The organism is Nocardiopsis chromatogenes YIM 90109 (assembly GCF_000341185.1).
In the GTDB taxonomy this organism is placed as follows: domain Bacteria; phylum Actinomycetota; class Actinomycetes; order Streptosporangiales; family Streptosporangiaceae; genus Nocardiopsis_A; species Nocardiopsis_A chromatogenes.
Map to the genome: position 1 here is coordinate 1 of NZ_ANBH01000253.1, position 12095 is coordinate 12095.

The 12095-nt window shown below is 73.4% G+C and carries 12 protein-coding genes; 6 read left to right on the plus strand and 6 right to left on the minus strand.

What is annotated here, in order from left to right; translation table 11 throughout:
- Positions 1 to 409: 409 nt before the first annotated feature.
- Positions 410 to 1864: an aldehyde dehydrogenase (NADP(+)) gene (locus tag D476_RS0123320; RefSeq protein ID WP_017626335.1), complete on the minus strand. Its 1455-nt coding sequence runs from the start codon at positions 1862 to 1864 to the stop codon at positions 410 to 412.
- Positions 1861 to 3291: a GH1 family beta-glucosidase gene (locus tag D476_RS0123325; protein ID WP_239648807.1), complete on the minus strand. Its 1431-nt coding sequence runs from the start codon at positions 3289 to 3291 to the stop codon at positions 1861 to 1863. The genes D476_RS0123320 and D476_RS0123325 overlap by 4 nt, the downstream gene beginning before the upstream one ends.
- Before the next feature lie 257 nt (positions 3292 to 3548).
- Between D476_RS0123325 and D476_RS0123330 the strand changes: the two genes are divergently transcribed.
- Together D476_RS0123330 and D476_RS0123335 are read left to right on the plus strand one after the other, a co-directional pair.
- Entirely contained in the window at positions 3549 to 4115 is a 567-nt protein-coding gene (locus D476_RS0123330; protein ID WP_026123790.1) for a TetR/AcrR family transcriptional regulator, read from the plus strand.
- Positions 4116 to 4188: 73 nt separating this feature from the next.
- Complete coding sequence (locus D476_RS0123335; protein ID WP_051061824.1) at positions 4189 to 5052, plus strand: prolyl oligopeptidase family serine peptidase; 864 nt, start codon at positions 4189 to 4191, stop codon at positions 5050 to 5052.
- Positions 5053 to 5164: 112 nt separating this feature from the next.
- On the opposite strand, the gene D476_RS0123340 is transcribed toward D476_RS0123335, so the two are convergent.
- Entirely contained in the window at positions 5165 to 6544 is a 1380-nt protein-coding gene (locus tag D476_RS0123340) for an FAD-dependent oxidoreductase (RefSeq protein ID WP_017626339.1), read from the minus strand.
- Positions 6545 to 6673: 129 nt separating this feature from the next.
- Here D476_RS0123340 and D476_RS0123345 point away from each other — a divergent pair, with 129 nt between their 5' ends.
- Entirely contained in the window at positions 6674 to 7300 is a 627-nt protein-coding gene (locus tag D476_RS0123345) for an HD domain-containing protein (protein WP_026123791.1), read from the plus strand.
- A gap of 102 nt (positions 7301 to 7402) precedes the next feature.
- Here the strand turns inward: D476_RS0123345 and D476_RS0123350 are convergent, their stop codons facing one another.
- Positions 7403 to 8158: a sulfite exporter TauE/SafE family protein gene (locus D476_RS0123350; RefSeq protein WP_017626341.1), complete on the minus strand. Its 756-nt coding sequence runs from the start codon at positions 8156 to 8158 to the stop codon at positions 7403 to 7405.
- A gap of 494 nt (positions 8159 to 8652) precedes the next feature.
- On the opposite strand from D476_RS0123350, the gene D476_RS0123355 reads away from it, so the two are divergent.
- Positions 8653 to 8946 (plus strand): WhiB family transcriptional regulator, encoded by a 294-nt coding sequence (locus tag D476_RS0123355; protein ID WP_017626342.1) that lies wholly within the window; start codon positions 8653 to 8655, stop codon positions 8944 to 8946.
- Positions 8947 to 9100: 154 nt separating this feature from the next.
- On the opposite strand, the gene D476_RS0123360 is transcribed toward D476_RS0123355, so the two are convergent.
- Together D476_RS0123360 and D476_RS0123365 are read right to left on the minus strand one after the other, a co-directional pair.
- Entirely contained in the window at positions 9101 to 10054 is a 954-nt protein-coding gene (locus tag D476_RS0123360; protein WP_017626343.1) for an SPFH domain-containing protein, read from the minus strand.
- A gap of 232 nt (positions 10055 to 10286) precedes the next feature.
- On the minus strand, positions 10287 to 11072 hold the full coding sequence (locus D476_RS0123365) for an ABC transporter ATP-binding protein (protein ID WP_017626344.1): 786 nt from the start codon (positions 11070 to 11072) through the stop codon (positions 10287 to 10289).
- 113 nt (positions 11073 to 11185) lie between these two features.
- On the opposite strand from D476_RS0123365, the gene D476_RS0123370 reads away from it, so the two are divergent.
- Together D476_RS0123370 and D476_RS34275 are read left to right on the plus strand one after the other, a co-directional pair.
- Positions 11186 to 11794 (plus strand): DUF1707 SHOCT-like domain-containing protein, encoded by a 609-nt coding sequence (locus tag D476_RS0123370; RefSeq protein WP_017626345.1) that lies wholly within the window; start codon positions 11186 to 11188, stop codon positions 11792 to 11794.
- Between the two features lie 101 nt (positions 11795 to 11895).
- Positions 11896 to 12095, plus strand: a 200-nt coding sequence (locus D476_RS34275) for a DUF1707 SHOCT-like domain-containing protein (protein ID WP_040726884.1), incomplete at its 3' end; no start/stop codon positions are given.

The following is a 12095-nucleotide window of genomic DNA, read 5'->3' on the forward strand; positions in this document are numbered from 1 at the left end:
TCCCAAGCACCGAACGCGACACCTTCCCGCCCTCCGCGCGAAGAGCGCGGACCACTCCCCCGGCCGAGCGCGCCCGCCCGCCCCGCTCCGGTGGCCAAGAGGAGGAAGAGACCCTTTTCTCGGGGGCGCCTCCGGCGCCCCGGCCTTCTCGATGGCAGCGATCGCCGCTGGGAGACCACCCGGCACACATGCACGGTCCTGGGCATGCTCCTGGCCGCCTACGCCATCGGCCTCTTGGGCTGAGACGCAGGAACGGACCCGCACGCCCCGCACCGTGAGGCGGGGGTGGGTGGGCCCGCCGCGCAAGAGCGACCACACGCAACGGGCGGTGGGGTCACTACCTGGACCCGAGCATCCACCGATCAAAGCGGCGGGGAGGGTCACCCCTCCCCGCCGGGTGTCAGTCCGATTACTCCGGCTTTCCGTCCACCAGGCGGGGGATGTCCAGCGGGTTCTCATCCTTCAGTGCCTCGGGCAGCAGCGCGTCCGGCACCGACTGGTAGGCCACCGGCCGCAGGAACCTGCGGATCGCCGTCGTCCCCACCGACGTGTGCAGTGACGTCGAAGCCGGGTACGGCCCGCCGTGGTGCATCGCGTGCGTCACCGACACCCCGGTCGGCCAGCCGTTCCACAGCACCCGTCCCGCGTGCTCGGACAGCGACGCCAGGAGTCCGGGCGCGATCGCGTCGTCCTCCTCGCCCTGCACGGTCGAGGTGAGCTGCCCCTGGAGCGTCCCGGCCACCTCCAGCAGCCGCTCCTCGTCGTCGTAGGTCACCACCAGCGACGCCGGGCCGAAGCACTCCTCCAGCAGCCCTCCGGGGTCGGCCAGCAGCGCGTCGACGTCGGTCCTCAGCAGCGACGGCGTCCACCCGTCGCCCCGCTGCGCCCCCTCGACCAGGACCTCCACGTCCGAACGCCCGCTCAGCCGCTCCAGCCCGGAGCTGAAGCCCGACTCCACGCGGTCGTTCAGCAGCTCCGCCGCCGCGCGCCCGCGCACGTCGTCCACCAGGGGCGACACGTCGGCGTCGCTCGGCACCAGCAGCACACCCGGCTTGGTGCAGAACTGCCCCGCGCCCATAGTGAACGACCCGGCGTAGCCCTCCAGGATCTCCCCACCGCGCGCCGCCATGGCCCCGCGGGTCACGAACACCGGGTTGACGCTCCCCAGCTCCCCGTAGAACGGGATCGGGTCGGGCCGCGACGCCGCCAGATCGAACAGCGCACGCCCGCCCGGGATCGACCCCGTGAAGCCGACCGCGCGCGCCCGCGGGTGCAGCACCGCCTTGCGCCCCGTCTCCTGCCCATAGACGACCGCGAACACGCCCTCAGGCGCGCCCGCCTTGGTGAGCGCGTCGGCGACGACCTCTCCCGTGCGGCGCGCCAGGCGCGGGTGCCCGGGGTGCGCCTTGACGACGACCGGGCACCCCGCCGCCAGCGCCGACGCGGTGTCGCCCCCGGCGGTGCTGAAGGCGAACGGGAAGTTGCTCGCGCCGAACACCACGACCGGCCCCACCGGCACGAGCATCCGCCGCACGTCCGGCCGCGGCCCCATGCCCCACTGCCCGTCGGGGCGGTCGATCGACGCCTCCAGGTAGCGCCCCTCCTCGACGTGGTCGGCGAAGAAGCGCAACTGGAAGGTGGTGCGCCCGAGTTCGTTGCGGCACCGCGCCTCGGGCAGGCGGCTCTCCTCCATGGCGATGGGCACCAGCTCCTCGGCCGCCCCGTCGAGGGCGTCGGCGGCCGCCCGCAGCACGGCGGCGCGGTCGGCCGGGCGCATCGCCGCGAAGTCGGGGGCGGCCGCGGCCGCCGCCTCCATCACGCGGTCGAGCTCCGCCTCGGTGGTGTCCTCGGGCATCCCCGTCATGGCTGGTTCCTTCGGGTCGGGGTCGGGGTCGGGTTGCTCTGGTCGGTGTCCGTGCTGTCGCTTCCGTCGCTGCCGCTCCGGGCCCGCTGGGCCGCGATCCACGCCCGGTACCAGGCGTAGGAGTCCTTGGGTGTGCGCCGTCCCGTGTCGAAGTCGACGTGGACGAGGCCGAAGCGCTGCGTGTAGCCCTCGGCCCACTCGAAGTTGTCCATCAGCGACCAGGCGAAGTAGCCGCGCACGTCGGCCCCGTCGGCGACGGCGTCGGCGAGCGCGCGCAGGTGGCCGTCCATGTAGGTGCAGCGCTCGGGGTCGGGAACCCGCCCGGACGCGTCCGGGGCGTCGTCGCGGGAGCACCCGTTCTCGGTGATGTAGATCGGGGGGAGCCGGTCGCCGTAGCGGCGGCGCAGGCCGGTGAGGAGGTCGTACAGCCCGCTGGGGACCACCGGCCAGCCGAAGGCGGTGGTCGGCGTGCCGGGGTGGCGGTCGGTGTACGGCGGCAGGGCGAACGGCAGGCCGTCGCCCGGCTCGGGGGCCGCGACGGCGGTCGGGTTGTAGTAGTTCACTCCGAGCGCGTCCGCCGACCCGTGGATCTCGCCGAGGTCGCCGGGGAGCACGGTGCCCTCCAGCGGCGACCGGCCGCCGGGGGCGTAGGCGCCGAGGTCCGGGTACCGCCCCAGCAGGAGCGGGTCCAGGAACATGCGGTTGTGCAGGGCGTCGTAGGCCCGTGCCGCCTCGCGGTCCGCGTCCTCGCCCTCCCGGAGCGGCTCGACCGGCGTCAGGTTGTTCGTCAGCAGCACCGTGCGGCCGGCCTCGCGCAGGACTGCCGACGCGCGCGCGTGCGCGAGGAGCTGGTGGTGCCCGGCGGGCAGCGCGCCGGTCATCAGGGCCTTGCCGGGGGCGTGCACACCGAACGCGTACCCGTAGGCCATGTGCACGAACGGCTCGTTGAGCGTGATCCACCGCCGCACCCGGTCGCCGAGGCGGTCGACCGCCGCCTGCGCGTAGTCGGCGAAGCGGTCGGCCGTCTCCCGGGACAGCCATCCGCCCCGCTCCTCCAGGGGGAGGGGCAGGTCCCAGTGGTAGAGCGTGGGGACCGGCTCGATCCCGGCGGCCAGGAGGCCGTCGACCAGCCGGTCGTAGAAGTCCAGCCCGACGGCGCTGATCCGGCCCTGCCCCTCCGGCTGGATCCGGGGCCAGGACAGGGACATGCGGTAAGCGCTTACCCCAAGGTTCCGAAGCAGCCCGGTGTCCTCGTCGGAGCGGTGGTAGTGGTCGCAGGCGACGGCGCCGGTGGCGCCGTCGCGGATCCGGCCGGGCTCGGCGGCGAAGGCGTCCCAGACCGACCGGCCGCGCGCGTCGGCGCCGCCTTCGACCTGGTGGGCGGAGGTCGCCACGCCCCAGAGGAATCCGGAAGGGAACACGGGCACCTCGCCGGGACCGCCGACCTGCACCGGACCACCTCCTCTACCAGCCGCCACAGGGGTGCACACCCCCTCCTCGGCGGCCGGATTCGGCCAATTCGCCGCCCCGGCATTCGCAGGGCACGAACCCGGAATATTACGGGAACCATTTGATTCCGGAAAGGCATCATAGGGATGTGATGACTACTTCCCGCAGTTCCATCGCCGTCGAGCCCGCGCTCGCGCACGCTCCGCTGCGCCGGCGGCCCGCCCAGCAGCGCAGCATGGCGCGCGTCCAGCGGATGCTGGACGCCTGCGCCGAACTCCTGGACGAGGGCGGGTACAGCGGACTGTCCACCACGCGCATCGCCGAACGCGCGGGCGTCGCCATCGGATCGGTCTACCAGTTCTTCCCGGACAAGAAGGCCATCACCCAAGCGCTGGTCCTGCGCTACCTCGACATGTTCAGCCACCGCGTGGCCGAGCGCCTGAAGAACGGGGGGTTCGATCACTGGAGTGAGGCCGTCGATGTCATCATCGACGAGTACCTGGACATGCACCGCAGCGTCCCGGGCTTCCGCAGCCTGCACTTCGGCGACATCGTGGACGTGCGCCTGCTCGACACCTCCTCCGACAACAACGGCGTGATCGCCGCCCGCCTGCGCGAGCTGCTCACCACCGTGGCCGGGGCCGAGGAGAGCGAGCGCCTGGACCGCGCCGTCACCGTCGCCGTGGAGGCCGCCGACGCGGTGCTCAAACTCGCCTTCCGCGCCGACCCGGACGGGGACCCCGACCTGATCTCCGAAGCCAAGCTGATGCTCCGGTGCTACCTGGGCCGGCACTTCGCCTGAGCCGGGGCCGGGGGGCCGCGGCGCACCGGCGCCGCGGGCACGGGGCGGCGCAGACCGACGGGAGGAGCCCTCGTTGACGCACACCGAAACCGCAGTATCACCCGCGGCCGAACCGGCCCCGGGCCCGGTGGCGGGCACCGCGGCCGGGGTGCCGTTCCTCGCGGTCCCGCCCGCGATCGGTGGTCCGCGCGCCCCGCTGGTGCTGGCGCTGCACGCGTTCGAGCCGCCGCGCGGGGAGACCGCCCTGGCCGGGACGCTGCCGATGGCCTCGCTCCCGGCGTGGCGGGGCTACCTGGGCCTGCNCCGCCTGCCCGAGGGCGGCGTCGCCGCCGTCAACGAGCTGGGGCGCGCCGACTACCTGCTGCACCTGTACGCCCCGGTGGTGGAGCGGTCCGGGAACGAGCTGTACGCGGCCGCCGCGGAACTCGCCACGCGCTTCCCCGTGATCGACGGCCCGGTGGGGCTGATGGGGGTGGGCGCCGGAGGCGCGGCGGCGATGCTGGCGCTGGCCGAGTCCGACCTGCCGGTGGCCGCGGTGGGCGTGGTCAACCCGGTGACCGCGCCGCAGCGGGTGATCGCCGCCCGCGAGCGCCGCACCGGAGTCCCCTACGCCTGGAGTGAGGACGCCCGCGACGCGGCGCTCCGGCTGGACATCGCCGGGCGCGTCTCGGACATGGCGGCCCGCAGGCAGATCCCCCCGGTCCTGGTGGTGAGCGGCGGCCAGGACGAGGTGGTCCCGCCGGACCACGGCCGCGGCCTGTGCACCGCGCTGGCCCCCTACACCGGCCCCGAACGGGTGCGGCACGCGGTCGTCCCCGACCTGGCGCACACCCTGGGCCCCGAACCCGGCCTCCAGCCCGGCCCGCCCACCCCGGGCGGCGTCCTGGCCGACCGGGCGCTGACGGAGTGGTTCCACCGGCACCTGTCCGAGGTGTAAGGGCGAGAGGACGGACGGAGCCCGGCGGAGCAGCGCCGCACGGGTGCACAAGGGCGCGCGTCGGCTTCGCCCGGCCCCCGCGTCCGCGGCGCCTCGGCAGGCATGCTCCCGTTCAGCCGCCCAGCTTCTCGGACAGTTTCCTGGCCGCGATCAGGACCGGGTCCCATACCGGGGAGAACGGCGGGGCGTAGCTCAGGTCCATCCCGCTCACGTCCTCCACGTCCATCCCGTTCCACAGCGCGGTCGCGAGCACGTCCACGCGCTTCCCGGAGTTCTCCCGGCCCACGATCTGGCCGCCCAGCAGGCGGCCGCTGCGGCGCTCGGCGAGCAGCTTGACCGTCATCCACGTCGCCCCCGGGTAGTACCCGGCGCGGGTCGTGGACTCCACCGTGGCCGTCTCGTAGGCGAAGCCCGCCGCCTCGGCCCCGGCCTCGCCCAGGCCCGTGCGGGCCACCTCCAGGTCGCACACCTTGGTGATGGCGGTGCCCAGCACACCCTCGAAGCGGGCGTAGCCGCCGCCGATGTTGATGCCCGCGACGCGGCCCTGCTTGTTGGCGTGCGTGCCCAGGGCGATGGCCACCGGTGCCCTGCTGATCCGGTGGAAGCTCTCCACACAGTCCCCGGCCGCCCACACCCCTTCGTGCGAGGTGCGCATCCGCGCGTCCACGGCGATACCGCCCGACGGGCCGATCTCCAGGCCCGCGTCGCGCGCGAGGTCGCTCGCGGGCCGGACGCCCAGGCCCAGCGCCACGATGTCGGCGGGGTAGGTCCCCTCGGGGGTGACGACCGCCGAGACCCTGCCGTCCTCCGCCTCGATCGCGCTCACCCGCTCCCGCGTGCGCACGTCGATGCCCATCCCGGTCATCGCCCGGTGCACCAGGGCGCCCATCTCCGGGTCCACGGTCGCCATCGGCTCGTCCCCCGAGGTGATGACCGTCACCTCCATGCCCCGCAGCGCGAACGCCTCGGCCATCTCCAGTCCGATGTAGCCGCCGCCGACGACCACCGCGCGCTTGGGCCGCCGCTCCTCCAGGTAGGCCGTCACCGCGATGCCGTCGTCCAGGGTCTGCACCCCGAACACCCCTTCGGACCCGTCTCCGGGCAGGCCGGGGCGCCTGGGTACGGCGCCGGTGGCCACCATCAGGTGGTCGAAGGGCTCGGTGGAGACCCGGCCGTCGGGGCCGACCGCCTCCACCGTCCTGCGGTCCAGGTCCAGCGCGCGCACCTCGGTCCCGGTCCGCACGTCGATGGCGTGGTCGCGGCGGAAAGTCGCGGGGTCCCGGGCCACGAGGTCCTCGGGACCGGCTACGGTTTTCCCGACCAGGTAGGGGATGCCGCATGCGGAATAGGACGTGTGGGCGCCGCGCTCGAAGGCGAGGATCTCCAGCCCGTCGGGGCCGATCCGGCGGCGCGCCTGCGAGGCCGCGCTCATGCCCGCCGCGTCGCCCCCGACGACGAGGAGGCGTGTCCGTGCGTTCACCCGTCGGTCCATGCCGGCTCCCCCCGTGGTCTCCGCCGCGTCAGCCCGCGCCCGTTCCATGGGGTCCGTCCCCCGAGCGGCGCCGGGCGTCCGAGGCTATCCCCCAGTGTCCACCCGACATCATCTAGGAGGGCGACTTACGTGACGGAACCGGCACCGGTGTTCGCCGGCGGGGTCGACCACGAACGACTCACGTCCCAGCTCCGGTTCTTCCTGGAGACGGACAAGCTCAAGCGCATTCTCCGGCGGAACATGCTGGTCGACGGAGCGCGGAGGGAGAACGCCGCCGAGCATTCCTGGCACCTGGCGCTCGCCGCCCGCGTCTTCGCCGAGTACGCCCCGGAGGGGGCCGACGTGGACCGCGTCGTGGAGATGCTGGTGCTGCACGACATCGTCGAGATCGACGCCGGTGACACCTTCCTGTACGACAGGGAGGGGCAGAGCACCCAGGCCGAGCGCGAACGCGCCGCGGCCGATCGGATCTTCGCCCTGCTGCCCGAGGACCAGGCCGGGCGGGCGCGCGAGCTGTGGGAGGAGTTCGAGGCCCGCCGAACGCCCGACGCCCGGTTCGCCAAGGCGATCGACCGCCTGGCGCCGATGCTGGCGAACTGGCACACCGAGGGCGGCACGTGGGTGCGGCACGGTGTGACCCGCGCCCAGGTCATGGACAAGGTCAAGATCATCGCGGAGGGGTCGGAGGCGCTCGGCGCCTACGCCTCGGCACTGATCGAGGACGCCGACCGGCGGGGGTACTTCTCCCGCGGGTGAGATCCGTCCGGGGGAGCCGGGCCGCCGCCCCTCAGGGCGCCCGCTCCCCCGGGGTTCCGGCCCGCCGGGCCGTCCGGGGCCGATGGGCCGAAGTGTCGGCCGTCACCACTCGATCAGTAGCTGCACGGCGGCGCTGAGCCCCACGGCCACGATCAGCCCGCGCAGCGCCACCGGCTTGAGCCGCCGCCCCAGGCTCGCGCCCACGTAGCCGCCCAGGACCGAGCCCGCCGCGATGAGCGCCACCGCGCCCCAGGCGGGCGAGGCGAAGAAGATGTAGAAGACGGCGGCGGTGGCGTTGACGGTGAACGCCAGGCAGTTCTTGAGCGCGTTGAGCCGCTGCACGTCGTCGTCGATCGCGGTGCCGAGCAGGCTCATCAGGACGATGCCCTGGGCGGCCGCGAAGTACCCGGCGTAGACGCCCGCGCCGAGCACGCCCACCGGCAGCAGCCTGCCCCCGTCGGGCCGGGCCGGGTGCCGCGCGCGGGCCCAGGCCGAGATCTTCGGCTGCAGGATGATCAGCAGGCAGGCCCCGGCGATGAGCACCGGCACCACCCGCTCGAACACCCCGGAGGGCAGGGTGACCAGCAGGATGCCGCCGCCGAGCGCGCCGAGCAGGGACATCGCGCCGAGGCGGAGCACCCGGCCGCGCTGGCCGCGCAGCTCCCTGCGGTAGCCCAGGGCGCCGCTGAGCGAGCCCGGGGCCAGCCCGATGCTGTTGGAGACGGTGGCGGTGATCGGCGGGTAGCCGAGCGCGAGGAGCACCGGGAAGGTGAAGAGCGTTCCGGAGCCCACGACCGCGTTCACGGCGCCCGCACCGATCCCCGCCGCCAGGACGGCGAGGGCTTCCCAGACTTCCATCGGCGGCCTTCGTTCGGAGCTTCGGGGACAGGTCGCGTCCGCGCACGGACTGCATACAATCTACACACCGCGACCGCCGTGCCGTCGCCCGGCCCCGCCCCCGACCCCCGAACCGGGGGCCCGAAAACCCGCTGAGCAGGAGTGACTTCCGTCACTCCGCGGCGATCACCCCCACCGACCCCGGTCGCCCACCGTCACAATATGCCGACCCGTGGTGATGGACCCCCGATCTGGCTATGACCCACACGGACTATTTCAGAAATGGGCCGAATGGGGCCTGTCGGTTCCACGCCACGGTCCGTAGTTTCGACCGCAGCGGTGAGGAGGGGCACCGCGCGCCGAAAAGGGACCGATCCCCGGGAGGGGCCGGTGTGCACGCCGGTCCGGGGTTCGCGCGTCCTTACGTCTCGGCCCGTCCGCCCTTTCCCCGCGTCGCCGACGACGCGCCCGTCGGCACGACCACGACACATGTCTGATCTTGGGAGTGGGGCAACATGTGGACCGCTGATCTCAGCCTGCAGGCGAACTGCCGCGATACCGACCCCGACGCCCTGTTCGTCCAGGGTGCCGCCCAGAACCGCGCGAAACTGATCTGCCGGGGATGCCCGGTGCGCACCGAATGCCTGGCCGAAGCGCTCGACAACCGGGTCGAGTACGGGGTCTGGGGCGGGATGACCGAACGCGAGCGCCGCGCGCTGCTGCGCCGCCGTCCGGACGTCTCCTCCTGGTGGGACCTGCTCGACAGCGCCCGCCGCCGCTACGAACGGACCGGGACGGGCGTCCGGTAACCCGCCATTCCCCCCGGACCGCCGAGGAAGGACGAGGACGACCACGGATGACAAGGGAGCCGCCGACCCCCCGGCCGGCGGCACACCTTATTTCCCGACGGTCCCTCTTGTTCCATCGGCCTCCCCCGGATTCCCCCGGAGCCCGGCGGCGTTCTCAGTCGCCTCTGGAGGGGCGCTCGGACCCCGGGCCCTCCGTCCCCTCGAAGCGGAACCGCCCGAACGCGTCACCGATGCCCTCCATGGCCTTGGACATCTCCGAGGGGACGATCCACACCTTGTTGGCGTCGCCCTGGGCGATCTCGGGAAGCTTCTGCAGGTAGCTGTAGGCGAGCATGTCCTTGTCGACCTCGCCGCTGCGCAGCGCCTTGAACACCATCTGGATGGCGTCGGCCTCGCCGCGCGCCCGCAGGGTCTTCGCGTCGGCCTCGGCCTTGGCGTTGATCATCTCCGCCTCGGCGCTGCCCTTGGCGGTGAGCACGGCCGCCGACTGCTCACCCTCGGCGCGCAGGATCGCCGACTGCTTCAGGCCCTCCGCGGTGAGGATCTCGGCCCGCTTGTCGCGGTCGGCGCGCATCTGCTTCTCCATCGCCTCCTGCACCGACTCCGGCGGCTCGATGGCCTTCAGCTCCACGCGGCTGACCTCGATCCCCCACTCCTCGGTGGCCTCGTCCAGCACCGAGCGCAGCTCCCGGTTGATCTGGTCCCGGGAGGTGAGGGTCTGCTCCAGCTCCATGCCGCCGACCACGTTGCGCAGCGTGGCCGAGGCGAGCTGCTCGACCGCCTGGATGAAGTTGGCGACCTTGTAGGTGGCGTTGTAGGGGTTGGTGACCCTGACGTAGACGGCGGTGTCCACGTTCACCGACAGGTTGTCCTGGGTGATGGCGGCCTGCGGCGGGAAGCTGACCACCTGGATGCGCATGTCGATGCGCTCGCGGATGTGGTCGACGAACGGGACGACGATGTTGAACCCGGATTTCAGGTCCCGGTGGTGGCGGCCGAAGCGCTCGACGACGTACACCATCGACTGCGGGACGATGCAGACGCTGCGCCATCCGATGACGAGCAGGATCGCCACGAAGACCAGGAGGATGAGGACAATGGCAAGCATCGGGGGCGGCTCCGGCTCTCCTCGGCGGGGCGGGCGGGGGGCTTCGCGGCGATCATAAAACCCGATCAACGCCCCTGTTCCGGAAGAACGCCTTTCACCAGCGCACAAACCCGCCTTACCTGGCCGTATGCGGACAGGCCCGGCGCACGGAATTCCCGCGCCGCCCCGTTGCGGCCGACCGTATGGGCAGGTTCTCCACATACCGCATTTCGCCCCGCCATTCCCGGCGGCCTCACACCGCCCGGGCGCTCCACCGGTCGCCGTCGCGCTCCACCTTCAGCGGCATCCCGAAGGTCTCGCCCAGGGTGTCGGCGTTCATGACGTACTCCAGCGGCCCGGCGTCCACCACCCGGCCCTCGCGCAGCAGCAGCCCGTGCGTGAACCCCGGCGGGATCTCCTCGACGTGGTGCGAGACCACCACCAGGGTCGGCGCCTCCAGGGTGTCGGCCAGCCGGGCCAGGCGGCGCAGCAGGTCCTCCCGGCCGCCCAGGTCCAGCCCGGCGGCGGGCTCGTCGAGGAGCAGCACCTCGGGGTCGGCCATCAGCGAGCGCGCGATGAGCACGCGCTTGCGCTCCCCCTCCGACAGGGTGCCGAACCGCCGGTCCTCCAGGTGCAGCACGCCCCACTGGGCCAGCAGCGCGCGGGCCCGCCCGAAGTCGGGGGTCTGGTACTCCTCGCCGAAGCGGCCCAGCAGCCCGTAGGCGGCGCTGATCACCAGGTCGAGCACGACGGAGGAGTCCGGGGTCCGGTGCGCCACCGAGGACCCGGCATAGCCCACCATCGACCGCAGCTCGGTGGCGTCGGCCCCCTCGACCGGCTCGCCGAGCACCTCGACGGAGCCCTCGGTGGCCCGCTGCTCGACCGCGGCGAGCGCCAGCAGCGTCGTCTTGCCCGCCCCGTTGGGGCCCAGGACCACCCAGCGCTCGTCCTCCTCGACCGTCCAGTCGACGCCGGTCAGCAGTTCGGCGCCGTCGCGGCGCACCCCCGCCCCGCTCATCCGCAGCACCTGGCCGTCCATCGTTCTCCTCAGTCCTTAAGCACGTGCGCTCGGCCCCTCAGGGCGTGTCTCAGGGGAACCCCAGGGTCGCCACCGGATCCCCTGCGGCCCCCCACGGGACGATACTCGTGGTCATGAACGACGACGTCCCCACCGCGACCGCGTCCGGGCTGCGCGCCTCCGACGCCGACCGCGAGCGCACCGCCCGGCGCCTGGGGGAGGCGCTGGGAGACGGCCGCCTCGACCACGCCGAGTACGACGAGCGCCTGAACTCGGCCTTCGCCGCCAAGACCATGGGCGAGCTCGTCGGCCTGACCGAGGACCTGCCCGGGGGGACCACCGGCACGGCGGCCTCGCCCGCCCCCGCCGTGTCCTCCGACGGGCCCTCCGAGGGCTCGGAGAACATCATCGCGCTGCTCGCCTCCGCCGAGCGCTCGGGCCGGTGGCTGGTGGAGCCCCGCACCAACGCCTCCACCGTGCTCGGCTCCATCGAACTGGACATGTGCGAGGCGGTGATGTCCCGCCCCCGAGTGGTGCTGCAGTGCGCCGTGCTGCTGGGCAGCGTGGAGCTGGTCGTGCCGCCGGGGGTGCGGGTGGTCGACCACGCGAACACCGTCCTGGGGTCGGTCGACATCGCGGGGGCGGCGCCCGCCGGGCCGGACGCCCCGACCGTGGCGGTCACCGGCCTGGTGCTGCTCGGCTCGGTCTCGGTCAGGACCCGCGAGCCCGGCGCGCAGGACTGAGCGGGAGGGGCGCAGGCGTGGCATATTCGACATACCCGATCGGGGCGGCCGACGTGGTGCACGCGGCCGACGGATCACCCACCCAGGGGAGGGCGGCGGCCATGGAGCCGGAGAAGATGCGCGCCTCGGACGCCGACCGCGAGCGCGTGGCGGACCGCCTGCGCGAGGCGCTGGCGGAGGGGCGGCTCGACCCGGCCGAGCACACCGAGCGGCTGGACGCCCTCTACCGCGCCAAGACCGTCGGCGAGCTGGCCGAGACCGTGCGGGACCTGCCGCCTGCCTCCGAGGGGCCCGATGCGCC

Bases quoted from the DNA above. Each gene is read 5' to 3' on its own strand.
- D476_RS0123320 (WP_017626335.1), bottom strand. From the start codon at position 1,864: ATGACGGGGATGCCCGAGGACACCACCGAGGCGGAGCTCGACCGCGTG.
- D476_RS0123330 (WP_026123790.1), top strand. From the start codon at position 3,549: ATGGCGCGCGTCCAGCGGATGCTGGACGCCTGCGCCGAACTCCTGGAC.
- D476_RS0123340 (WP_017626339.1), bottom strand. From the start codon at position 6,544: ATGGACCGACGGGTGAACGCACGGACACGCCTCCTCGTCGTCGGGGGC.
- D476_RS0123350 (WP_017626341.1), bottom strand. From the start codon at position 8,158: ATGGAAGTCTGGGAAGCCCTCGCCGTCCTGGCGGCGGGGATCGGTGCG.
- D476_RS0123355 (WP_017626342.1), top strand. From the start codon at position 8,653: ATGTGGACCGCTGATCTCAGCCTGCAGGCGAACTGCCGCGATACCGAC.
- D476_RS0123360 (WP_017626343.1), bottom strand. From the start codon at position 10,054: ATGCTTGCCATTGTCCTCATCCTCCTGGTCTTCGTGGCGATCCTGCTC.
- D476_RS0123365 (WP_017626344.1), bottom strand. From the start codon at position 11,072: ATGGACGGCCAGGTGCTGCGGATGAGCGGGGCGGGGGTGCGCCGCGAC.
- D476_RS0123370 (WP_017626345.1), top strand. From the start codon at position 11,186: ATGAACGACGACGTCCCCACCGCGACCGCGTCCGGGCTGCGCGCCTCC.